The sequence below is a fragment of the Massilia orientalis genome (genome assembly GCF_030411975.2).
GTDB lineage: Bacteria > Pseudomonadota > Gammaproteobacteria > Burkholderiales > Burkholderiaceae_D > Telluria > Telluria orientalis.
In genome coordinates this window covers 61,541-84,398 of record NZ_JASNRB020000007.1, presented here as the reverse complement: position 1 = coordinate 84,398, position 22,858 = coordinate 61,541, and the positions used below count along the sequence as shown (strand labels likewise).

Annotated in this window: 14 protein-coding genes; 9 read left to right on the top strand and 5 right to left on the bottom strand. The window is 67.3% G+C overall.

From position 1 onward, the window contains the following. From QPK29_RS12685 to QPK29_RS12670, 4 genes are all read right to left on the bottom strand, one after another. Positions 1-1,383 (bottom strand): HlyD family type I secretion periplasmic adaptor subunit, encoded by a 1,383-nt coding sequence (locus QPK29_RS12685; RefSeq protein WP_371769024.1) that lies wholly within the window; start codon positions 1,381-1,383, stop codon positions 1-3. Then, the gene (locus QPK29_RS12680) at positions 1,383-3,188 is read right to left on the bottom strand and encodes a type I secretion system permease/ATPase (RefSeq protein ID WP_371769023.1); all 1,806 of its coding nucleotides are present in this window, start codon (positions 3,186-3,188) and stop codon (positions 1,383-1,385) included. The genes QPK29_RS12685 and QPK29_RS12680 overlap by 1 nt, the downstream gene beginning before the upstream one ends. Before the next feature lie 371 nt (positions 3,189-3,559). Continuing rightward, on the bottom strand, positions 3,560-6,301 hold the full coding sequence (locus QPK29_RS12675) for a DUF4214 domain-containing protein (protein WP_056130260.1): 2,742 nt from the start codon (positions 6,299-6,301) through the stop codon (positions 3,560-3,562). A 220-nt stretch (positions 6,302-6,521) separates the two neighbouring features. After that, entirely contained in the window at positions 6,522-7,853 is a 1,332-nt protein-coding gene (locus tag QPK29_RS12670) for a FecR family protein (RefSeq protein ID WP_371769022.1), read from the bottom strand. 201 nt (positions 7,854-8,054) lie between these two features. On the opposite strand from QPK29_RS12670, the gene QPK29_RS12665 reads away from it, so the two are divergent. From QPK29_RS12665 to QPK29_RS12625, 9 genes are all read left to right on the top strand, one after another. Continuing rightward, a complete protein-coding gene (locus tag QPK29_RS12665) occupies positions 8,055-9,860 on the top strand; it encodes a CHASE2 domain-containing protein (RefSeq protein WP_371769021.1) in 1,806 nt (601 codons plus the stop codon). Next, positions 9,857-11,125: a tetratricopeptide repeat protein gene (locus QPK29_RS12660; protein ID WP_371769020.1), complete on the top strand. Its 1,269-nt coding sequence runs from the start codon at positions 9,857-9,859 to the stop codon at positions 11,123-11,125. Before QPK29_RS12665 ends, QPK29_RS12660 begins: the two co-directional genes overlap by 4 nt. Before the next feature lie 12 nt (positions 11,126-11,137). Continuing rightward, a complete protein-coding gene (locus tag QPK29_RS12655) occupies positions 11,138-11,485 on the top strand; it encodes a VanZ family protein (RefSeq protein WP_400189764.1) in 348 nt (115 codons plus the stop codon). A gap of 7 nt (positions 11,486-11,492) precedes the next feature. Continuing rightward, complete coding sequence (locus tag QPK29_RS12650) at positions 11,493-12,272, top strand: Crp/Fnr family transcriptional regulator (protein ID WP_082577122.1); 780 nt, start codon at positions 11,493-11,495, stop codon at positions 12,270-12,272. A gap of 101 nt (positions 12,273-12,373) precedes the next feature. Then, entirely contained in the window at positions 12,374-13,174 is an 801-nt protein-coding gene (locus QPK29_RS12645) for an ABC transporter permease (protein WP_160409362.1), read from the top strand. Then, entirely contained in the window at positions 13,174-14,394 is a 1,221-nt protein-coding gene (locus tag QPK29_RS12640; RefSeq protein ID WP_160409363.1) for an ABC transporter ATP-binding protein, read from the top strand. The genes QPK29_RS12645 and QPK29_RS12640 overlap by 1 nt, the downstream gene beginning before the upstream one ends. Next, positions 14,391-15,698, top strand: a complete 1,308-nt coding sequence (locus QPK29_RS12635; protein ID WP_371769018.1) for a class I SAM-dependent methyltransferase — start codon at positions 14,391-14,393, stop codon at positions 15,696-15,698. The genes QPK29_RS12640 and QPK29_RS12635 overlap by 4 nt, the downstream gene beginning before the upstream one ends. Then, on the top strand, positions 15,682-19,425 hold the full coding sequence (locus QPK29_RS12630; protein ID WP_371769017.1) for a glycosyltransferase: 3,744 nt from the start codon (positions 15,682-15,684) through the stop codon (positions 19,423-19,425). Before QPK29_RS12635 ends, QPK29_RS12630 begins: the two co-directional genes overlap by 17 nt. Before the next feature lie 92 nt (positions 19,426-19,517). Continuing rightward, positions 19,518-21,200 (top strand): histidine kinase famiy protein, encoded by a 1,683-nt coding sequence (locus QPK29_RS12625; RefSeq protein ID WP_371769016.1) that lies wholly within the window; start codon positions 19,518-19,520, stop codon positions 21,198-21,200. 99 nt (positions 21,201-21,299) lie between these two features. Here QPK29_RS12625 and QPK29_RS12620 read toward each other — a convergent pair whose 3' ends face one another. After that, the gene (locus tag QPK29_RS12620; RefSeq protein ID WP_371769015.1) at positions 21,300-22,751 is read right to left on the bottom strand and encodes a DEAD/DEAH box helicase; all 1,452 of its coding nucleotides are present in this window, start codon (positions 22,749-22,751) and stop codon (positions 21,300-21,302) included. Positions 22,752-22,858: the final 107 nt, after the last annotated feature.

Below are 22,858 nucleotides of genomic sequence, written 5' to 3'. Positions count from 1 at the left end.
TCATTCCTCGCTCATCGACGAATGGGCACGGTCGAAGACCGGCTTGAGCAGGTAGCTCATCATCGTGCGCTCGCCCGTCTTGACGAACAGTTCCGCCGGCATGCCGGGACGGATGGCCATGTGGTGGGCGGCGATCATCTTCGCGCCTTCCGGCGTCACCTTCACGCGCACCTTGTAGTACGGCACGCCAGTGTGCTCGTCGACGCTGCGGTCGGCGGACACCGTCTCGACCTCGCCCGGAATGCGCGGCGTGCGGTTGGCATTGAAGGCCGAGAAGATCAGCTCGGTCGGCAGGCCCTTGTGCACCTTGTCGACCAGGTTGACGGCCAGCTGGCCCTCGACGATCAGCGGGTCGTCGGCCGGCACGATGTCCATCATCTTGAAGCCCGGCGGCACGACGCCGCCGTTGGTGAACACGGCGAGGTTGACGACGGTGCCGTCGACCGGCGCCTTGACGTCGACGTTCGACAGTTCGAATTGCTGGGCGCTCATGCGCGCGCCCTGGGCTTCGGCCTCTTTCTGCGTCTCGCTCAGCTGGGTGCGCACTTCCTTCTGGTAGTCCTGCACGCGCTGCGCCTTGCGCAGGGTCAGTTCCATCACCTGGCGCTGGGCGCGGCCGATGTTGCCGATGTCTTCCGAGATCTCGCCCTGCAGCTGGGCGTAGGTGCGCTCCAGGTCCAGCAGGCGGTTGCGGGCGACGTAGCCATCCTTCGCCAGGTCGCGCATGCCCGCGAGCTGTTCCTTGAGGAAGCCCATCTGGGCCTTCTTGCTCTCGCGGCCTTCCTGCAGGCCCTGGATCTGCAACTTGAGGCCGGCGATGTTCTCGTCCACGCCGCCCAGCTCGCTCTGCAGCGATGCCTGGCGCGAGGCCAGCAGCTGGGTTTGCAGGGTCATCGTCTCGGCCACGCGCGGATCGCTGGCGCGCTTCGTCAGCTCGTCCGGGAAGCGAATGGTCTTCGCGCCGGCCTGCTCGGCCAGCAGGCGCGCCTCGGTGGCGCGCGCGTTGAGGTACTGGGCCTCGGTGATGTCGTAGCCCGCCTTGGCGGTGACGCCGTTCATGCGGACGAGCACCTGCCCCGCCTTCACGACGTCGCCATCCCTGACGAGGATTTCCTGGATGGTGCCGCCGGTCTGGTGCTGCACGGCCTTGCGGTTCGATTCCTTGGCGACCGTGCCGGACATCGGCACGCCCTTGTCGAGCGGCGCGAACGCGGCCCAGACCAGGAAGCCGACGACGCCGAGCAGGACGATGAGCCAGCCCAGGCGCGCGTAGGCGCGCGCGTCGGTGTTGACGGTCAACGGCTCGACGTCATGGGTGATCACTTCGGTGGCCGCGGGCTTGCCCGCTTCCTTGCGCGCATCGTTGTGTTTCACGAGCTTCATTATTTGCTTCCTTGTTCCGTCGTTGCGGGCGCCTGCGCCTGCATGGCCTGGGCACGTGCCTGCGCGGCCTGCTGGGCTGCCTGCTGCTGGGCGGCGGCCTGCTGTTGCGCCGCCTTCTGGTTCGCTTCCTGGAGGGCGGCCAGTACCTGGTCGGTCGGGCCGAACATCTGGCCGACGCCGTCGCGCATCACGAGCAGCTTGCTGGTGGCGCCGATGATGCTGGTGCGGTGCGTGATCAGGACGATCGTCTTGCCGCGCCGGCGCAGGTCGAGCACGGCCTGCACGAGCGCCTGTTCGCCGATCTCGTCGAGATTCGAATTCGGTTCGTCGAGGACGATCAGCGCCGGATCGCCGTACATGGCGCGGGCCAGGCCCAGGCGCTGCTTCTGGCCGCCGGACAGGCCGGCACCGGCGTCGCCCAGCGGCGTGTCGTAGCCTTTCGGCAGGTGCAGGATCATGTCGTGCACGCCCGCACGCTTGGCGGCATCGACCACTTTCTCCGGATCGACTTCGCCGAAGCGGGCGATGTTGTCGCTGACGGTCCCGCCGAACAGTTCGATGTCTTGCGGCAGATAGCCGATGTTCGGGCCCAGTTCGCCCTTGTTCCAGCTGTAGATGTCGGCGCCGTCGAGGCGCACCTTGCCGCCCGCGGCCGGCCAGACGCCCACCAGCAGCCGCGCCAGCGTCGACTTGCCGGAGCCGGACGGACCGACCACGCCCAGCGCGTCGCCCGGCGCGATGGCGAACGACAGGCCGCGCACGACGGCCTGCGCCGCGCCCGGCGGCGCCGCGGTGACGCCTTCGACCGTCAGGATGCCTTCCGGCTTGGGCAATTCCATGCCGGCGCTGCGCTCGGGATTACCATTCAGCAGTTCCGCCAGGCGGCCATAGGCGCTGCGGGTGCTCGCCCACGATTTCCACACCGCGATCACCTGCTGCACCGGCGCCAGCGCGCGGCCCACGAGGATGGACGCGGCGATCATCATGCCCGGGGTGATGCGGCCGTCGATCGCCAGCAGCGCGCCGAAACCGAGCACGCCGGACGTCAGCGAGGACTGGACGAACTTGGTGATGGCGCCGACGACGCCGGCCTTCTGGCTGGCATCCGCCTGCAAGTTCAGGAAACGGCTGTGCAGCTTGAACCAGCGGCCCATCAGGTTGGGCAGCATGCCCATCGATTCGATGACTTCGGCGTTGCGCAGGTTGTTGGTCGCCAGCGTGCCGGCCATGATCGCCATGGTGTTGGCTTCGCTGAGCGGCGCGCGCGACACTTTTTCGTTGACGATGGCCAGCACGATCAGCACCGCGGTACCGCACAGCGCGAACAGGCCGAGCCAGGGCTCGAAGAAGAAGATGACGATCAGGTAGATCGGGAACCACGGCGCGTCGAAGAACGCGAACAGCGCGTTACCGGTCAGGAACTGGCGCAGGTTCGTCAGGTCGTTGAGCGCCTGCCCCGCGTTGCCGCCCGCCTTCTTGAGGTTCTGCTCGAAGGCGGCCGTGTAGACGCGCTTGTTCAGCATCATGTCGAACTTGGCGCCCACGCGCACGAGCACGAAGCTGCGCATCATTTCCAGCGCCGAGAGCAGCAGGAAGCCGCCGAGCATGATCAAGGTGAGCATGAGCAGCGTGATCCCGTTGCGGCTCGCCAGCACGCGGTCGTAGACCTGCAGCATGTACAGCGAAGGCACGAGGGCCAACAGGTTCGTGATGGCACTGAACGTGCCCACGGTCACGAAGGTGCTCTTAAAGCTGCGTAGCGCGAGCTCGATCTCGTTCTTGGGTTGGGATTGTTTGTTGTTCATCTTCAGGCCGTCGTTGAGGTACTTGATGGATAGAAATACCCAATATCAAGCAGACGCGACATTATCGCCTAAAAGATCGAGAAAATGTGACGAGGATCACATTTTAATAACGCATTTGATTAAATCTCGGAGAGGTTGGGCCACTACGTTGGTAACAACAGACAAAACACAAAGGGCCACGCTTTGCAGCGTGGCCCCCGAAGGACATGGTGGGCTCCGGGACCGGTGCATGTTATCCATCCGGCCGACACCCAGCAGATATGCTCCGCATTCGACAGCACTACAGAAGTCGCGACAACCGTTCCGCCGAACCCGCCCTGCCCTTGTCATTCAGCGCCATCCGCCGGAGCGGATGGCGACCGAAGCATCGATTAGACGATGAAGAAGTGGTCGGTAGCACCGTCTTCGGCGAAGTTCTTGATGCCGGTGATGCCAGCCAGCTGGACCAGCGTGTCGGTCGCGCCGCCCTGGACGAACACGTAGGAGTTACCCAGGTATTCGAACACGACAGCGGAGCCAGCGACGGTAGCAGCGCCGTCAGCCAGGCCGACAGCATCAGCCAGGGTCGACGGGCCGGCGCCGGTGAAGCTCAGCACGCCCTTCGAGATCTGGCCGCCGTCAGCAGCAACGGTACCAGCGAACGACAGCACGTCGGCGTCGGCGATTGCAGCAGCCTTGGCGGTTGCATCCGAACCCACGGCAGCGGCGGCGGTCTTCTCGAAGCCAGAGATCGACTCGACAGCACCGACGGTCGAAGCGCTGGTGATGGTGATCATGTCAGCGCCCGTGCCCAGCTTGATGGTGCCGCCGTTGGCGACGTCAGCCAGCGAGGCGGTCAGGCCACCGGTTGCAGCCGATGCGTCGATCGACGCCAGCTTGGTTGCGCCGGTGACCGAGTCGATCACCAGTTCGCTTGCGCCGGTGACGGTGACCGAGGTCAGCGCGTCGCTGGCGGTCAGCGTCAGGTGGTTTTCGGCGTTGGCGCCGCCCGAGGTGACAGCGATGGTCTTCGCTGCGCCAGCGGTCAGGGTCAGTGCCGAGACGTTGTCGCCAGCAGCTTTCGATGCGCCGACGAACGACGAATCGAACACGACTTTCACGCCGGTGGCGTTGGTGGCGTTGACGGCTGCGTCAGCGCTGGTCGCGGTGGAGGTAGCAGCGTCGCCCGATTCGTCGATGTCCAGCGTGACGGTCAGGTCGCCAGCGACCTTCTGGGTCAGGCTCAGCGCGTTGGCGACGTTGGTGTCGCCGGTGACGCGGTAGCTCACGCCCGAACCCACGTTCAGCAGCGAAGCGCCGACGCCGACGTCAGCGGAAGCGACGATTTCGGTGACGGTGTTCTTCTGCGACAGGATGTCCACGTCCAGGGCCTTGGCCAGGCCTTTGGCGTCGAATGCGTCGAAGTTGCTGAATGCGCCCACGTTGGCCGAACCAACCAGGTTCAGCAGCAGGGTGTCGGTGCCAGCGCCGGCGTCGATCTTGTCGTTCGCGCCGATAGCGACGGTCGAGGTGAAGGTGTCGTTGCCTGCGCCCAGGTCGACGTTCAGCGCGCCGCTGCTGCGGCCGGTGACGTTGACGGTGTCGTTGCCGTCGCCAGCGACGATCGTCACGATGCCGTTGCCCGATGCGTTGACGGTGATCTTGTCGTTGCCTGCGCCGGTGTTGACGGTGGCGTTGACGGTTTCGTCAGCGGTGGTAGCCGAGTCATCCTTGACGGTTGCAGCCACCAGGGTCACGGTGTCGTTGCCCGAACCGGTCTTGATGTTGGCAACGGTCGTTTCGCTGTCGGCGTAGGTGATGGCGCCGGTGCTTGCGCTGGCGTCGATCGTGGTGACTGCCTTGCCGTTGGCGGTGGAAGCCACGTTGGTAGCAACAGCGGTGTTGACCATCAGGGTCTGGACATCTTTGCCGCCGGTGATGTTCAGGTTGATGTTGCCAACGTCCGAGCCAGCATCGCCGCCGTCGACGACGGTGCCGCCCACGACGACGGTAGCCAGCGTGCCGGCAGCGCCCGAGGTCACGTTCAGGGTCGAGCCTTCGACTGCCTTGTCCAGAGCGATGGTTGCGGTTGCAGCAGCGTCAACAGCAGCGACACCCACTGCACCGTTCAGGCCGTGGAAGCCAGCGGTCGTGGTTGCAGACAGGTTGGTAACGTTGGCAGCAGCACCGGTCTGCCACAGGGCGGTCACGCCAGCGTATTTCGAAGCGTCGGTCAGGCCGGTTGCAGCGGCGCCGGTGTTGAAGATGTTGACGGTTTCGATGTTCTTGATCGTGGCATTGGCCGGGATCGAAGCATTGGTCGTGCCGTCGGTGTAGACGTTCAGCGTGTCCTTGCCTGCGCCGCCGTCGATCGAGTCGAATGCGCTCAGGGTCGACGATGCGGTCTGGCCGTCAGCTGCGACGTTCAGCGAGTTGAACACGTCGTTGCCGCTCGTGCCTGCCAGCGTGTCGACGCCGGTGGTCACGGAGAAGGTCGTGCCGTTGACGACGTTGCCCAGCTTGTCGATGGTGTCGTTGATGTTGGCCTGGTAGGCGGTCAGGTTGGTGCTGCTGTTCACGCCCAGCAGCAGCGAACGTGCGGCTGCGGCAGCTGCGTCACCCGAGAACGAGGTGATCTCGGCCGGGGTGTCCAGTGCGGTCGTGAAGGCGGTGGCGACGGCCAGCTTGTTCTGCACGGTCAGTGCGTCCAGCTTGCCCTGGTCCGACGTGTTGGTCAGTGCTGCCTGGGTGATGGCGGCGGCGGCGTTGGCCTTGGTCAGTTCGCCGGTGTTGATGGCGTTGACCCAGAAGTCGAAGCCGGATTTGTCGGCGTCACGGCCCAGGACGTTCTGGTAGATGGCGTTGACGAATTTGCCGATGCCGATCTGGCTGTTGTCGTTGCCGTACAGGGCGACCGACTCAGCCGACGAGTTGAAGCTGTTCACCAGTTGCGACAGCGCGGTGGTGCCTGCCTTGTCGGCCTGCACAGCAGCTTGCACCGCGGCGAAGTCCTTCGGTGCGCCCATCTTGTCGAGGGCTGCCGCGAAATTCTGCAGGCCATAGTAGTCGGCCGGACGGCCGAAGTACGAAACGTACAGTTGCTGCACTACGCTGGTGTAGTCTTGTGCTGCCATGATGTGAAATCCTTTAAAGATTGTGGTTTAAACCAAGTCTGCTACCGGTTCGCGTGCCGAGATACGGAACGCTATTTGCAGAACTGCGAAGTATATTGCCAGACCACCAAAGTAGCGTTGTGACAGTCATCACAAAGCTACGAATTTTTACTTCATTAATACAATTTATTTACACGTTATTTCAGATACTCACGGATTTCCACGCAATTGACGCCATTTTTCAGCGTCCCCACAGCGTGGCGCCGCTGACGGTAATGCCGGGCGTGGCGGAATTCTTGAAGATATAACCCGCCTGTTCGGCGTTCGAACCGCCCAGATAGCCGCGGATGATGGTGGGCGAGCCGATTCCCTCATACAGCATCCCCTTGTCGGTAATCACGCCGTTACCGATGACGTCGGCACGATCATTTCCCGCTCTCACGTCCAATGACGTGGAAAACGTTCTTTTGGAAAAGTCCATATTCAACTGCCCCGACTGGATATTGGCGGGGCGGTCGCCGATGCTATTCGACATGATCGCTTCACCACTCATCAATTTGAATGCGGCCGTACCGTCCCTCGGAAGTACGAGCTCCGTATTTTTTACGCGGGTAATGGCATACGGCGCGTAATAGGTGGCAATTTCCACATCGGCATCACCGATACGTCCCGGTTGCGCCGGCAGGCCGGCGAGCGCCTGCCAGCGGCCCCAGAAGATTTCCGGCGGCGACGGCTGGGTCGGTTTCGGCGGCGTAGGGTCGTTGATCACGACGGGCGGCGGCGTGACGACCGGCGGCGGGTTGTTCGAGCCCGGCGGCGGCGGCGTCACGGGACGCGCGCTGTTCAACGACTGCTCGGAGCGCTGCGGATCCAGGTTGACCTGAGCCGCCGGCGTCGCCGACAGCGCCTGCTTGGCGGCAGGTTCGTCGCTGCGCGGCTTTTCCGTCTGGTCCGGCGCCAGCGCCGGGTTCTGCAGCAGCTGCGGCACGCTGGTGCCGCGCTCCACCTGCAGCAGCAGGCCCGCCTGGCCGGCAAACAGTTCGCGTGCGCTGCGGCCCTCGCAGGGGCCCGTGCCCGCGGCCGTGCAGTTGGCGCCGAAGCCGCTCATCACGACGCCGCCGGACAGCACGGTCACGCGGGTGGTCTGCTGGTCGGTGTACACGGTGAAGTCGGTCCCGCGCACGCCGATCGCGGCAACGGGCGTGTTGAAGCGGAAGTTCTGCCGGGCCTGCTTGACACCCTGGCCGGAAATCGCCCGTGCCACGCCCCGCAGGAGCTCGAGCTTGACCTGCGTCTTCGACGGATCGGCCTTGTCGATCGAATACGTGACGACGCGCGCCGTACTGTTCGGGCGCAGGATCAGGAAACCGTTGTCGACGGTCTTCATATAGATATAGCCGTCGCCACCGGTCGACAGTTCGTCGCCCTCGCCCACCGCAGTATTGAGGGTGGCAGCGTGGCGGCCGACCTGGGCCTGTCCCGCGGTAAATACGACACGCCCGGCCTCGGCGGCGTACGCCATGTCGACAAGCGACCACATCAGGCCAATGGCCAGGGCGAGTTTTTTCAGCATAGAGTCCTCCATAACTAGCATTGTCCTGACGCAAATGCTAAAGTCTGTGACCGTCGTCACAAGTAACGATTGTTGCACTGAGGATTGGTTCAAGCAACATATAATTCCAGACTAACAAGCAGTTATACTTCGACATTCGCCAGCTTCCTGCGCCCTTCGTCTTCTTTATTGATGAGATTCCCCGGTTTCCTGCGTACCACTTTGCGCGATACAGGCATCCTGCGCGGCCTGATCGCGCTCGTGGCCCTGGCCATCGGGGGCTGGCTGCAGTGGCACGACGGCCCCGCTTTCACGGCCGCGGCCAACGAATGGCTGCGCGACAAAACTATCCAGTTGCAGGCGACATCGGCACCGGAACGGCGCGTGCTCGTGGTCGACATCGACGAAAGCAGCGTCGCGCAGCTGCCGTGGCCGTGGCCCCGCGCGCGCATCGCCGACCTGGTCGAACTGGTGCTGGCGGACGGCGCCCGCGGCGTCGCACTGGATATCCTGCTCGAGAAACCGGCCGATACGTCCGGCGACCTGCGCCTTGCCATGCTGGCGAGCCACGGCCCCGTCGTGCTGGCCCAGATGTTCGACTACCTGCACGACGCCGCGCCCCTCGCGAGCGGCCGGCTGATCGGCGGCCGGCCTGCCCGGGCGACGGCCGGCATCCCGAGCGCGCATGGCTACCTGGCCAACCACGCGACATTCGCAGTGGCGCGTCACGCCGGCAACATCGGCGTACTGCCCGACGCGGACGGCACCTTGCGCCGCCTGCCGATGCGGACCACGTACCAGGGCCAAGTCTATCCTACGCTCTCGCTCGCCTTACTCGAATGTTGCGGCGCCGCGACAGCCGCCGTGCCGCCGGTGCGTCCGGTGGAGCGCATCCCCTATTCCCGCGCCTGGTCGGCGTACGACGTCGTCAAGGCGCGCGACGTGCTCGCGGGCCGGATGCCGCCCGGCATGGCGCGCGGCCGGCTGGTGCTGATCGGCTCGTCCTCGCTGAGCCTCGGCGACCGCATTTCCACGCCGCTGGGCGCGTCCAGCGCCGGCCTGCTGGTCCACGCGTCGATGCTGACGTCGCTGCTGGACCGCCAGCAGGGCCTGGCACCCGCGCCGCTGCCCGGCCGCGCGATCGCGTTCGCCTTCACGCTGGCGGTCGTGCTGCTGACGGGCTATACGCTGCCGCGCATGGCCGCGGCCGCCAATGCGCTGCTGCTGGGCGCGAGCGCGTTCGTGTGGCTCGGCGTCGTGTGGCTGCTGGCGCCGCGCGATCCCGTCTTCGCGCCGGCGGCGCCGCTGTTCTGCTGCCTGTACCTGCTCGCCGTCGCGGTGCCGTTTCAGTGGGAACTGGCGCAGCGCCGCTCGCGCCAGCTGCTGGGGACGCTGCGCCAATACGTCGCCGGCGCCGTCGTCGACGAACTGCTGCGCAGCGACCTGCAGGACCCGCTGGCGCCGCGCCGGCTCGAGGTGACGACGCTCGTGGCGGACATGGAAGGCTATACGGGCCAGGTCGAGTCGCTGTCGCTGGAAGACGCGTCGCGCCTGACGACCGAATTCCTCGACTGCCTGACGCGCCCCGTGCTGGAACACCGCGGCACGCTCGACAAATACACGGGCGACGGCCTCGTCGCATTCTGGGGCGCGCCGCTGCCGGACGACGACCACGCCGATCTCGCCCTGGACGCCGCCGCCAGCATCCTGCGCGAAGTGGCGCGCTTCTCCGCGCTACGCGTCGCCAACGGCAAGCCGGCGCTGCGCGTGCGCATCGGCATCGAAAGCGGCACCGCGATGGCCGGCGACTACGGCACGGCCGCGCGCAGCATCTATACGGCGGTGGGCGATAGCGTGAACACGGCCGCGCGCCTGGAACAGGCCGCACGCGACTATCCGCACGACGTGATCATCGGCGAAGGCACGGCCTCCCGGGCGCACCGCCACCGCCTGCTGCCGCTGGGCGAGCGCCAGCTGCGCGGCAAGGAACGCTCGCTCCGCATCTATACGCTGGAGCGCAACGCATGAGGCGCCTGTCCATGTGCGCCGCGCTGGCCGCGGCGCTGTCGTCGTGTCTCGCCGCCGGCACGGTCCGCGCCCAGCAGGCGCCGCTCGCCATCGCCGCCGATCCGGCCCAGCCGGGCGACCTGTACGCCGCGGCGCTGCTGGCCCTGGGCGAAGGCCGCCTCGAGGAAGCCGCCGCCCTGCTGCAGCGCGTCGTCGAGCGCGAACCGCGCCACGCCGGCGCGTGGCTCGACCTCGCCATCAGCCAGTGCGAACTGGGCAACGCGGCGGAGGCGGAGCGCCTGTTTTCCAGCCTCGAACAACGTATGGCCGTGCCGGCCGGCATCGAAGACGTGATCGCGCGCTACCGCGCCACCGGTTGCGGCAAGGCGCCGGCGCGCAGGGGCGGCGTCTGGCTGCTGGCCGCCACCCGCGGGCACGACGACAACGTCAACCAGGGCGCGAGCGATCCGCGCTTCACGATCGGCACGGGCAGCACCCAAACGGAATACCAGCTCGACCCGTCCTTCCTGCCCCGGGCCGACGCGTTCAGCCAGCTGTCCGCGTCGTGGCTGCGTCCGCTCGGCGATGCGGACAGCGACCTCATCGTCCAGGCGTACACGCGCCGGCACGACAACGTCCGCGCGCAGGACACCGCCTCCGTGCTGGCCGCCGTCGAGCACACGTGGAAACCGTTCGCCTGGCGGCTGCGCGGCACCGCGGCGACCGGCTACGTGACGCTCGACGGCACCCTGTACCAGCGCCAGCAGCAAGTCCAGGCACGCCTGGCGCCCCCGGCGGCCCGGCTGGCACCCGGGGTCGAGTTCGCGGCCACGGCGAACTACAGCCATGTCACGTATCCGACACGCCCGGCCTATGACGGCAACACGGTGGAAATCGGTGGCATCTTCGGCTATCGTAGCGAATTCGGCCTGGCGCAGGCCACGCTGACCCGGCTGCACGACGCCAGCGCGGCGGACCGTCCCGGCGGCGACCGCAAGGGCTGGTTCGGCAACCTGCAATGGTCCGGCGACGTGACCAGCCGCCTGGGCCTGGAAGCGGGACTGAGCCACCAGATGTGGCAAAGCAGCGAGATCTATTCCCCCAACCTGATCGACAAGCGCCGGCGGCAAGACACGACGACGCTGCGCGCCGCCGGCCAGTGGTTGCTGCGGCCACACACCAGCCTGGTGCTGGAATGGCGCGGCACGTTCAATCGCGAGAACATCTCGCTGTTCCAATATAATAGTCGGGCTCTGCAGCTAAGTCTGCGATGGGATAATTTCTGACGCCGGGATTCGGTGTACAAGCAATCGACCGATATGTCCTGGGAACTGATCGTCTTCCTGGCTGCCGCAGCCGCGGTTGTCCTTGGCTGCCTGCTGCCGGCGCGCTGGCTGCCGTTATTGCCACACGACAAACTACTGCACTTCATCGCGTTTGCCGGACTGAGCGCGCTCGCGCTGCATATCGAACCCGCATGGCCCTGGCGCGCGGTCTGGCTGCTGGGGTTGCTGATGGCGGGGCTGGCGATCGAATTGCTGCAAAAAATGGTGCCCGGACGCAGTTTCTGCTGGCGCGACATGGGCGCCAACACGGCAGGCATCCTGGCCGCCACCCTGGTTTTCGGACTGTTACAAGTGATCTGAGACGCGAATGACATCGTCGAGCAAACGTAAGAACGAGACGGACAACGACATCGTCCCGAAGGAGCTGGTGCCGGATCCGGCCGCGGCCGCCAACGAGCCGGCGCCGCAGGAAGTCAACGTGCACATCCACCTGCGCAAGATCCCGTTGCTGGCCAACCTCAGCGAGGAGCACATGCAGCGGGTGAAGTCCGACCTGCGCATCCGCCAGTACGCCAAGCGCGACATCGTCCTGCAAAAGGGCGCGGCCGGCGACAGCCTGCTGTTCCTGCTGACGGGCTCGCTGCAAGTCGTCGACGTCACGGAAGATGGCCGCGCGATCGGCCTGCGCCTGCTGCAACCGGGCGACTTCTTCGGCGAAATCGCCGTCATCAACGGCTCGATGCGCTCTGCGTCCGTCGTGGCGCTGACGTCCGTGCTGGTGGCATTGCTGCCGCGCGCGACGGCACTGTACCTGTTTTCCCACTCGCCGTCGGTCGCGAACCAGATGCTGCGCTTTTTGGCCGAGAAAGTGCAGCGCGATTCGGAATTCCGCGCCCTGCTCAGCATCCACAACACATCGCGCCGCATCTACACGTTCCTCAACCTGCTGAAGGAGCAAAAGGACGGCAACATGCAGGTCGTGGAAAACCTGCCCACGCATCAGGACATCGCCAACATGATCAACACGAGCCGCGAAACGGTGACCCGCGCCCTGCTCACCCTGGTGCAACAGGGCATCATCGAAAAAGGCACGCACCGCCTCATCATCGTCAAGCCGGACGCGCTGCAAAAGCTGATCGACGGCTGACGTTCGCGCCCATTCGTAACAATTGGTAAGACGTAAATTAGCGACTTGCAACATGTTATAATCAACAACTTACCATCCGGTTTTCCTCCTTTCGTCTCCCTATGATTTCCCGTTCCATGCTGGGTGGCGTCTGGCGCTATCGCGGCTTCATCGCGGGTAGCGTACGCCGCGAATTCCAGGCCAAGTACCGCAATTCCCTGCTGGGCGCCGCGTGGACCATCCTGAATCCCCTCGCGATGATCGTCGTGTACACCGTCATCTTTTCGCAGGTGATGGGCACGCGCCTGCAGGGCAGCACCGGCCACTTCGCGTACAGCATCTACCTGTGCGCGGGCGTGCTCACGTGGGGCCTGTTCGCCGAGATCACGTCGCGCGGCCAGAACGTCTTCCTCGAAAACGCCAACCTGATCAAGAAGCTGCAGTTTCCCCGCATCTGCCTGCCGATCGTCGTCGTGCTCAACGCGCTGGTCAATTTCGCGATCATCTTCGGCCTGTTCACCGTCTTCCTCGCCATCAGCGGCTCGTTCCCCGGCTGGTCGTTCCTGGCGCTGGTGCCCGTGCTCGGCGTGCTGGTGCTGTTCGCGATCGGCCTGGCCATGATACTGGGCGTGCTGAACGTGTTCTTCCGCGACGTCGGCCAGTTCTTCGCGATCGTGCTGCAGTTCTGGTTCTGGTTCACGCCGGTCGTCTATCCCGCCACGGCCCTGCCGCAGGACATCCGTCCGCTGCTGGCCTGGAACCCGATGGCGGCCGTCGTGCAGGCCTGCCAGGGCATCCTGCTGGACGGCCGGCTGCCGCATTGGAAAGGGCTGGTGCCGGTCACGGTGCTGGCGCTGCTGTTCTGCGCGCTGGGGATGCACCTGTTCCGCAAGCGCGCGGGCGAAATGGTGGATGAACTGTAATGGGCGCGATCCGAGTCGAAAACCTGGGCAAGGCCTATAAACAGTACGGCAACCGCTGGAGCCGGCTGGCCGAATGGATCCTGCCCGGCAACCAGCCGCGCCACAAGCTGAAGTGGGTGCTGCAGGACATCAGCTTCGAACTGGCGCCGGGCGACGCCGTGGGCATCATCGGCATCAACGGCGCCGGCAAGAGCACGCTGCTCAAGCTGATCACCGGCACGACGCAGCCGACCACGGGCGGCGTGGCGATCAGCGGCCGCGTGGCGGCGCTGCTCGAACTGGGGATGGGCTTCCACCCCGATTTCACGGGCCGCCAGAACGTCTTCATGGCGGGCCAGCTGCTGGGCCTCGGCGTGCACGAGCTCGAGGAACTGATGCCGCAGATCGAGGCGTTCGCCGAGATCGGCGACTACATCGACCAGCCCGTGCGCGTGTACTCGTCCGGCATGCAGATGCGCCTCGCGTTCAGCGTGGCCACCGTGCGCCGGCCGGACGTGCTGATCGTGGACGAGGCGCTGTCCGTCGGCGACGCCTACTTCCAGCACAAGAGCTTCGACCGCATCCGCGAGTTCCGCAAGCAGGGCACGACGCTGCTGATCGTCAGCCACGACCGCGCCGCGATGCAGTCGATCTGCGACCGCGCGATCCTGCTCGACGGCGGGCGCCTGGCCAAGCAGGGCACGCCCGAGGAAGTGATGGACTACTACAACGCGCTGATCGCCGAGCGCGAAGGCACGACGGTGGAACAGGTACGCACGCCGGAAGGCCGCGTCCAGACCACGTCCGGCAACGGCCACGCGAACGTCGTCGACGTCGCGCTGGAAAACGAGGAAGGCCGGGCGCTGGAAGTGCTGAACGTGGGCGTGCCGGCCACCCTGCGCATCCGCGTGCGCGTGAACAAGCCGCTGCCGCGCCTCGTGCTGGGCTACATGATCAAGGACCGCCTGGGCCAGCAGATCTTCGGCACCAACACGCACTTCCTCGACCACCCGCTGACGGACCTCGCGGCCGGCGAAACCATCGACTACCGCTTCCGCTTCCCGCTCAACCTGGGTCCGGGCAGCTATTCGATCACCACCGCCCTGACGAGCAACGAAACCCATCTGGCCGACAACTACGAATGGCGCGACCTGGCGGCCATCTTCATGGTCATGAACATGAACCGGCGCGAGTTCGTGGGCAGCAGTTGGCTGGAACCGCAAGTGGAGATCCGGCGATGAGCCAGACATCGTTCTACCGCGCCTTCGAAGACCGCTACCGCGGTTCGCGCGACACCATCAAGGAGCGGCTGCGCGCCTACGCCCCCTTCACCGATCCCCTGCTGCGGCCGGACGCGCCGGCCGTCGCCCTCGACCTGGGCTGCGGCCGCGGCGAATGGCTGGAGCTGCTGGGCGAAAGCGGTTTCGATGCGCGCGGCGTGGACCTCGACGAGGGCATGCTGGCCGCATGCCGCGAACGCGGCCTCGCCGCGCAGCACGGCGACGCGCTGGCCGCGCTGCGCGCCCAGCCGGACGGCAGCCTGGCGCTGGTCTCGGCCTTCCACCTCGTCGAGCACCTGCCGTTCGACCTCGTGCGCGAACTGATCGCCGAAGCGCTGCGCGCGCTGCGCCCGGGCGGCCTGCTCGTCATGGAGACGCCGAACCCGGAAAACCTGACGGTCGGCGCCACCAGCTTCTATCTCGATCCCTCGCACCTGCACCCGCTGCCTCCCGGCCTGCTCGGCTTCGCGGCCGAACACGCGGGCTTCGCGCGCCAGCGCATCGTGCGCCTGCAGGAAGATCCGCAACTGCACACAGGCGCGCCGCTGGGCCTCATCAACGTGCTCGAAGGCGTCAGTCCCGACTACGCCGTGGTGGCGCAGAAGGCCGCCGACCCGGACACGCTGGCCCGCTTCGACGCCGCTTTCTCCGCCCGCTGGGGCATCACGCTGGGCCAGCTCGCGCTGCGCTACGAAGACCAGCTGGCCGGCCGCGACGCCGAGATCCACCACATCCTCGCCCGCGTCGAACGGCACGGCACCGACCTCGCGCAGCAACTGGCGAGCGCCCAGGCGCAGGCGCAGGAACTGCATCACGCGCTGGCGCGGCTGGACGAGCGCATCGGCCGGGCCGAGGCGCATGCGGCCGAGATGTCGCAGCGCGTCGTCGACCTGTTGTCGAGCACCTCGTGGCGCATCACCGAACCGCTGCGGCGCGCGATGACGCTGGCCCTGCGCCTGCGCAGCGCGCAGCGCGAGGGCCGCATCGGCAGCGGCATCAAGACGCGCGTAAAAGGCCTGGTGCGCGGCGCCGGCGGCGCCGTGCTGCGCCGTCCAGGCATGAAGCGCGCCGCGCGCGCCCTGCTGCGCAAGGTGCCGGCGCTGGAAGCCCGCCTGTACACGCTCATGCTGGACAACAGCGGCGCCGCGCGCGTGCGGCTGGACGACGAACCGGGCGAGCTGTCGCCGCGCGCCGCGCGCGCGTACCGCCAGCTGCGCCAACTGAAACAGGAACAAGCAAGGATGAACGATGCGGATCGTCATTGATCTCCAGGGCGCCCAGTCCGAAAGCCGCTACCGCGGCATCGGCCGCTATTCGCTCGCGCTGGCGCTGGGCGTGGCGCGCAATGCCGGCGGCCACGAGGTCTGGCTCGTGCTGAACGCCGCCCTGGGCAGCGCCATCGACGACATCCGCCAGGCGTTCGCGGGCCTCGTGCCGCCGGAGCGCATCTGCGTGTTCGACATCGTCGGCCCGACGGCCGAATCGCATCCGCACAACGGCCCGCGCGCGCGCGCGTCCGAGCTGCTGCGCGAACACGCGATCGCCCAGCTGCGCCCGGACGCCGTGCTCGTCACGAGCCTGTTCGAAGGCTATGTGGACGATGCCGTCGTCTCGATCGGCCGCCTGGCGGACGGCGCGTCCACCGCGGCCGTCCTGTACGACCTGATCCCGTTCCTGAACCCGGACAAATACCTGGCCCAGCCGGAGCAGCGCCACTACTACGAGCGCAAGATCGCCTCGCTGCGCCAGGCCGGCCTGCTGCTGGCGATTTCCGACTACTCGCGCCAGGAAGCCATCGACGCGCTGGGCCTCGATCCGGCGCGCGTCGTCTCGATCTCGACGGCCGTGGACGAGACCTTTTGCCCCGCCGCGCTCGATGCGGCGCACGCGGCCGCGCTGCGCACGCGCTTCGGCATCCGCCGCGCTTACCTGATGTGCGCGCCCGGCGGCTTCGACGCGCGCAAGAACATCGACGGCCTCGTCGCCGCCTACGGCATGCTGCCGCCCGTGCAGCGCGCCGCGCACCAGCTGCTCATCGCCGGCAAGATCAACGACGGCGAGCGCCAGCGCCTGCGCGACCTCGCGCGCCGCCACGGCCTCGCGCCGGACGAGATGGTCCTGACGGGTTACGTGAGCGACGCCGACCTGATCGACCTGTACCGCGGCGCCGCGCTGTTCGTGTTCCCGTCGCTGCACGAAGGCTTCGGCCTGCCCGCGCTGGAAGCGATGGCGTGCGGCGCGCTCGTGATCGGCGCCGACAGCACCAGCGTCCCGGAAGTGATCGGCAACCCGGAAGCGCTGTTCGACCCGCGCGACCCGGCCGCCATCGCGGCGCGCATCCGGCAGGTGCTCGACGATCCGGCGCTGCAGGCACGCCTGCGCGAGCACGGCGCCGTCCAGGCGCGCAAGTTCAGCTGGGACCACAGCGCCCGCCGCGCGATCGCCGCGCTGGAAGCGCATGCGGCGGCGCAGGCGCCGGCACCGGACGCGCACGCCAAGCCGCGCATCGCCTTCCTGTCGCCGCTGCCGCCGGAACGCACCGGCGTCGCCGACTACGCCGTGCGCGTGCTGCCCACGCTGCTGCCCCACTTCGACGTGGAACTGATCGTGCACCAGGCGGAGGTGACGCTGCCGCCGGAACTCGCGCACCTGCCGCGGCATCCGCTCGCATGGCTCGACGCGCATCCGGACCGCTACCGGCACATCGTCTACCAGTTCGGCAACAGCCCGTTCCACAGCCACATGATGCCGCTGCTGCAGCGCCATCCGGGCGTCGTCGTCCTGCACGACTTCTTCCTGAGCGGGATGCTCTCGTACGAGCAGGTCACGGGCGCGATGCCGGACGTGTGGACGCGCAGCCTGCTCCACTCGCACGGCTACGCGGCCGTGCAGGCGAGCATGGGGCCGGACGGCCTCGAACGCGCCAAGCAGGACTACCCGTGCAACCTGGAGATCCTGCAGGACGCGTCGCACGTGATCGTCCACTCCGACTACGCGCGCCAGCTCGCGCGCGAGTGGTACGGGCCGGAGGCCGGCGCCGACTGGAGCCCGGCGCAGCTGCCGCGCGCGGTGCCGGCCGAGAACGACCGCATGCGGGCGCGGCGCGCGCTCGGCATCGCGGACGACGCCTTCGTCGTCTGTAACTTCGGCTTCGTCGCGCCCACCAAGCACTGCCTGGAACTGCTGCAGGCCTGGCTCGCTTCCAGCCTGCACGGCGACACGAGCTGCCACCTCGTGTTCGTCGGCGCCAACCACGGCGGCGACTACGGCCGCCAGATGACGGACACCATCGCCGCCGCCCATGCGGGGGAACGCGTGCGCATCTCCGGCTGGACGTCGGACGACGATTATTTCCGCTGGCTGCAGGCCGCCGACCTCGGCGTGCAGCTGCGCACCAGTTCGCGCGGCGAGACGTCGGGCACGGTCCTCGACTGCATGATCTACGGCCTGCCCGTGATCATCAACGCCAACGGCGCAATGGCGGAATTCCCGCACGACGCCGTGTGGATGCTGCCGGACGTGTTTGAACAACACGCGCTCGTCGCCGCGCTGGAAGCGCTGCGCGCCGACGACGCGCGCCGCCTCGCGCTGGGCGCCGCCGGCTTCGCGCTGATGGGCACGCGCAACAGCCCGGAACGCGTGGGCCTGATGTACAAGGCGGCCCTCGCGCGCGATGCGCGGAAACAGCGGCACGGCCGTCCCGCGCTGCTGCGCGCGCTGCTGGCGACGCCCGGCCTCGACGACGACGACGCCCTGCTGCAGCGTCTCGCGCGCTGCATCGCGCGCGCGCCCGACCCGCTGCAGCCGCGCCAGCTGCTGCTGGACGTGACGACGATCGCGCGCCACGACCTCAAGACGGGCATCGAGCGCGTCGTGCGCAACCAGCTGCAGGAACTGCTCGGGATGCGCGCGATCGGCTGGCGCGTCGAACCGGTGTACCTCGACGAAACGGGCGGCCACCCGCAATACCGCTACGCGCGCAACTACGCGGCGCGCCTGCTCGGCATCGACCAGGTGCTGCAGGGGCCGGACCCCGTGGTGGACGTGCTGGCCGGCGACATCTATTACTGCGCCGACCATTCGCCGCATGCCGCGATGACGGCCGCGCGCAGCGGTCTGTACGCCGCCTGGCGCGCGCGCGGCGTCTCCATCAACTTCACGGTGTACGACCTGCTGCCCGTGCTGCGGCCGGAATTCTTCCCGCCCCATGCCGACGTCACGCACGCGGCATTCCTCGACTGCGTGGCCGGCGAGGCGGACCGCCTGGTCTGCATCTCGCACGCGGTGTGCGACGACCTCGCCCAATGGCTGGCGACGCGCGGCGCGGCGCGCCGGCCGGGCCAGCTGCTGACGGCGCTGCACCTCGGCGCCGACCTGGAACTGGAAAAGCCGCACGACGCGGTGCAATCGTCAGTCGCGGAGCAAGTCGCAGCGCGCCCGAGCTTCCTGATGGTGGGCACGATCGAGCCGCGCAAGGGCCACCTGCAGGCCATCGAGGCCTTCGAGCAGCTGTGGGCCGCGGGGGTGGACGTAAACCTCGTGATCGTGGGCCGCGAAGGCTGGAAGCCGCTGGCCGACGCCGACCGCCGCACGCTGCCCCGCATCATGGAACGCCTGCGCGGCAGTCCGGAACTGGGCCGCCGCCTGCTGTGGCTGGACGGCATCGACGACGACACGCTGCAGCAAGTCTACCTGGCCAGCACCTGCCTGCTGTTCCCCAGCGAGGGCGAAGGCTTCGGCCTGCCGCTGATCGAGGCGGCGCACCACGGCCTGCCGCTGCTGGCGCGCGACCTGCCCGTGTTCCGCGAAGTGGCGGGCGAGCATGCGTATTACTTCTCGGGCCTGGACGGCGCGGCGCTGGCCGACGCGGTGCGCGCCTGGCTCGCGCTGCATGCCGAGGGGCGCCATCCGGCGTCGCACGGCATGACGTGGATGACCTGGCGGGAACAGGCGCAGGCGCTACTGGCGCTGCTGTCCGCACCGGCCGCCTGACGCCGAGGTGCTCTGTGCGCGCACGTACAGAGCACCGACCGCCGCCCCGCCAGAATGAAGGCTTCGCAAGCCTTCATGTCCAGGGAAATCGTATGGTCGTCGGTCCGAAAAAAGAACAAACGCGCAACAGGAACGTCGAGGTGCAGGGCGGTGGCCAGAGCTATGGCGTGCGCGCCGACGGCGAGATCGAGGGCAATGCCTACGAGCCCATGGGCAGCCCCGGCGTCAACCACTGGCAGGCCACGTACATCGACCGCGATGGCTTGCAGGACCGCGGCAACATCTTCTTCGCCGCCGTCGAGATGACGCGCATGCCGATGGTCATCACGGATCCGCGCCAGCCCGATAACCCGATCGTGTTCTGCAATGGCGCCTTCCTCGACCTCACGCAGTACAAGGAAGACGACGTCGTTGGCCGCAACTGCCGCCTCCTGCAGGGCCCGCAGACGGATCGCAGCACGGTGGACGAGGTGCGCAAGGCGGTCGCCGAGCAGCGCGCCGTCGCCGTCGACATCCTGAACTACAAGGCCGACGGCACGCCGTTCTGGAACGCCCTGTTCATCGGCCCGATCTTCGACCAGGACGGCCAGCTGCTGTATTTCTTCGCGTCGCAGATGGACGTCACGGAGCGCCGCACGAGCCAGGAATCGCACCTGCAGGCGCAGAAGATGGAAGCGATCGGCCAGCTGACGGCCGGCATGGCGCACGACTTCAACAACCTGCTGCAAGTCATCAACGGCAACCTGGAAGTCGCGCTGATCAGCCTCGACAAGCCGGACATGGCGCGCACCGCACTGGAACGGGCGCAGCGCGCGGCCATGCGGGCCGGCAAGCTCACCCAGCAGCTGCTGACGTTCGCGCGCAAGCAGCGGCTGGAACCCAAGGCCATCAACATCAACACCCTCGTCGTGGAATTTTCCGAGATGCTCGTGCGCACGCTGGGCGAGAAGGTCGACCTGCGCCTCGACTTGCGTCCCGGCCTGCCGCTGTGCTACCTCGATCCGACGCACCTGGAGATGGCCCTGCTGAACGTGCTGATCAACGCGCGCGATGCCATGCCGGACGGCGGCCAGGTGACGGTCGGCACCGCCATCGTGCGCGGCGAGGAGCGCATCTCCTATGTCGACCTGTGCGTGGTCGACAAGGGCACCGGCATGCCGCCCGAAGTCCTGCAGCGCGCGACCGAGCCCTTCTTCACGACCAAGGGACCGGGCACGGGGCTCGGCCTGGCGATGGTGCACGGCTTCGTGCAGCAGTCGCACGGCCGCCTGGAAATCGACAGCAAGCCGGGCGAAGGCACGACGGTGCGCATGATCTTCCCCGTGGCCGACAATGGCCAGGACGGTGCCGGCGGCGCGGGGCCGGAGCTCGACGCGACGACACCGGAAACGGACGCCATGGCGGGCAGCCGGCCCAGCGTGCTCGTGGTGGAAGACAACGACGACGTGCGCGAACTGGCGGAGAGCGTGCTGGGCATGGCCGGCTACGCGGTGCTGGCGGCCGCCAGCGGAGAACAGGCGCTGGACCTGCTGCGCGAAGGCGCGCGGGTGGACCTGCTGTTCACGGACGTGATCATGCCGGGCGGGATGAACGGCCTGCAGCTGGTCGACGAAGCGCGCCGGCTGCGCCCGCGCCTGCAGGTGCTCGTCACGACGGGCTACATGGACGAACTGCCGGGACGCGGGCAGGGCCAGCGGCTGAATATCCTCGCCAAGCCGTACAAGCATGGCGATCTGCTGGAGCGGGTGGAGGCGGCGCTGGGAAAGGAAGTCTAATTACCGTCGCCCCCGCGCAGGCGGGGGCCCAATGTTGCATGCGGTGTCGTAACGCGTCGAACTTGGATCCCCGCCTTCGCGGGGACGACGTAAGGGAGCTTACTGCTTCGGGAGTCCGCCCAGCAGCGCCGCCAGCTTGGGCTTCGGCTTGCCCGATGCAGCCGGTGCCGGGGGCGCTTCCTTGCGCGGGGCTGCCGACGGTTCGTACGGCTTGAGGAACCACGGATCGATCTTGTCGCGGCGCGGCGCGCCGTAGTTGCGCGGACCGCGGTCGGGACGTTCCGTGCGCTCGGGACGCGGGCTGTCCGTCTCGCGGCGGCCGCCGCGGCGCTCGACCGGGCGCTCGCCGCGCTCGCCGCCGCGCGACGGCATGAAGCCCGTCAGTTCGCCGCGGGTGATGGTCTGCTTGATCAGCTTCTCGATGTCCGCCAGCAGGCGCTCGTCCTTGTCCGAATACACGGACAGCGCATCGCCCGTGGCGCCGGCGCGGCCCGTGCGGCCGATGCGGTGCACGTAGTCCTCGGCGTTGTACGGCAGGTCGTAGTTGATCACGCACGGCAGGTCGGTGATGTCGAGGCCGCGCGCCGCGACGTCGGTCGCGACGAGCACGTCGATGTCGCCGTTCTTGAACGCATCCAGCGCGGCGATGCGTTCCTGTTGCGTCTTGTCGCCGTGAATGGCGGAGGCCTTGATGCCGGCCTGCTCGAGGTAACGCGCCAGGCGCGAGGCGCCGATCTTGGTGTTCGAGAACACGAGGACCTGCTTCAGGTCGCGCGCGCGGATCAGGTGCTCGACGACGTTGCGCTTCTGCTCTTCGTCGACCTTGTACAGCACCTGCGTGATCGAGGTGTTGGTGGCGTTGCTGCGCGCGACTTCGATCGTCAGCGGGTCGTTCAGGAAGCTGGACGCCAGCTTCTTGATCTCCGGCGAGAACGTGGCCGAGAACATCAGGTTCTGGCGCTTCTTCGGCAGCAGGTTGATGATGCGCTGCAGGTCGGGCAGGAAGCCCATGTCGAGCATGCGGTCGGCTTCGTCCATCACGAGCATCTGCACCTGGCCCAGGCTGATGTTCTTCTGCTCCACGTGGTCGAGCAGGCGGCCCGGCGTGGCGATGACGATCTCGACGCCGCGGCGCAGGATCTCGGTCTGCGGCTTCATGTCCATGCCGCCGAAGACGACGGTGGAGCGCAGCGGCGTGTGCTGGGCATAGGCCTTGACGTTCTCGGCAACCTGGATCGCCAGTTCGCGTGTCGGCGTCAGCACGAGGGCGCGCACGGCATGGCGCGCGGGCGACATGCTCGTGTTGGCATGCGGCAGCAGCAGCTGGATGATCGGTAGCGAGAAGCTCGCCGTCTTGCCGGTGCCGGTCTGGGCCGCGCCCATGACGTCGCGGCCCTGCAGGACGATGGGGATCGCCTGGGCCTGGATCGGGGTCGGATGGACATAGCCCTGGTCCGACAGCGCACGCTGGATCTCAGGCGCGAGGCCGAAATCGGCGAAGCGCACGGTCGGCGCGCCGCCAGCTTCAATAGTGGTCGGTGTTTCAGACATGTTTTCTTTCGGGCAATGAATCGTTGCGTTCTACGGCCGGGCTGCTGCCCTGGCTGGGCCAACGCGGGTAAACCGGGATGACGGGACGCGCCTCGCGCGGGCTTGGC

Coding starts and splice junctions, on each gene's coding strand:
- QPK29_RS12625 (WP_371769016.1), top strand. CDS start 19,518: ATGGTCGTCGGTCCGAAAAAAGAACAAACGCGCAACAGGAACGTCGAG.
- QPK29_RS12660 (WP_371769020.1), top strand. CDS start 9,857: ATGAGGCGCCTGTCCATGTGCGCCGCGCTGGCCGCGGCGCTGTCGTCG.
- QPK29_RS12640 (WP_160409363.1), top strand. CDS start 13,174: ATGGGCGCGATCCGAGTCGAAAACCTGGGCAAGGCCTATAAACAGTAC.
- QPK29_RS12670 (WP_371769022.1), bottom strand. CDS start 7,853: ATGCTGAAAAAACTCGCCCTGGCCATTGGCCTGATGTGGTCGCTTGTC.
- QPK29_RS12650 (WP_082577122.1), top strand. CDS start 11,493: ATGACATCGTCGAGCAAACGTAAGAACGAGACGGACAACGACATCGTC.
- QPK29_RS12635 (WP_371769018.1), top strand. CDS start 14,391: ATGAGCCAGACATCGTTCTACCGCGCCTTCGAAGACCGCTACCGCGGT.
- QPK29_RS12685 (WP_371769024.1), bottom strand. CDS start 1,383: ATGAAGCTCGTGAAACACAACGATGCGCGCAAGGAAGCGGGCAAGCCC.
- QPK29_RS12630 (WP_371769017.1), top strand. CDS start 15,682: ATGCGGATCGTCATTGATCTCCAGGGCGCCCAGTCCGAAAGCCGCTAC.
- QPK29_RS12645 (WP_160409362.1), top strand. CDS start 12,374: ATGATTTCCCGTTCCATGCTGGGTGGCGTCTGGCGCTATCGCGGCTTC.
- QPK29_RS12675 (WP_056130260.1), bottom strand. CDS start 6,301: ATGGCAGCACAAGACTACACCAGCGTAGTGCAGCAACTGTACGTTTCG.
- QPK29_RS12680 (WP_371769023.1), bottom strand. CDS start 3,188: ATGAACAACAAACAATCCCAACCCAAGAACGAGATCGAGCTCGCGCTA.
- QPK29_RS12620 (WP_371769015.1), bottom strand. CDS start 22,751: ATGTCTGAAACACCGACCACTATTGAAGCTGGCGGCGCGCCGACCGTG.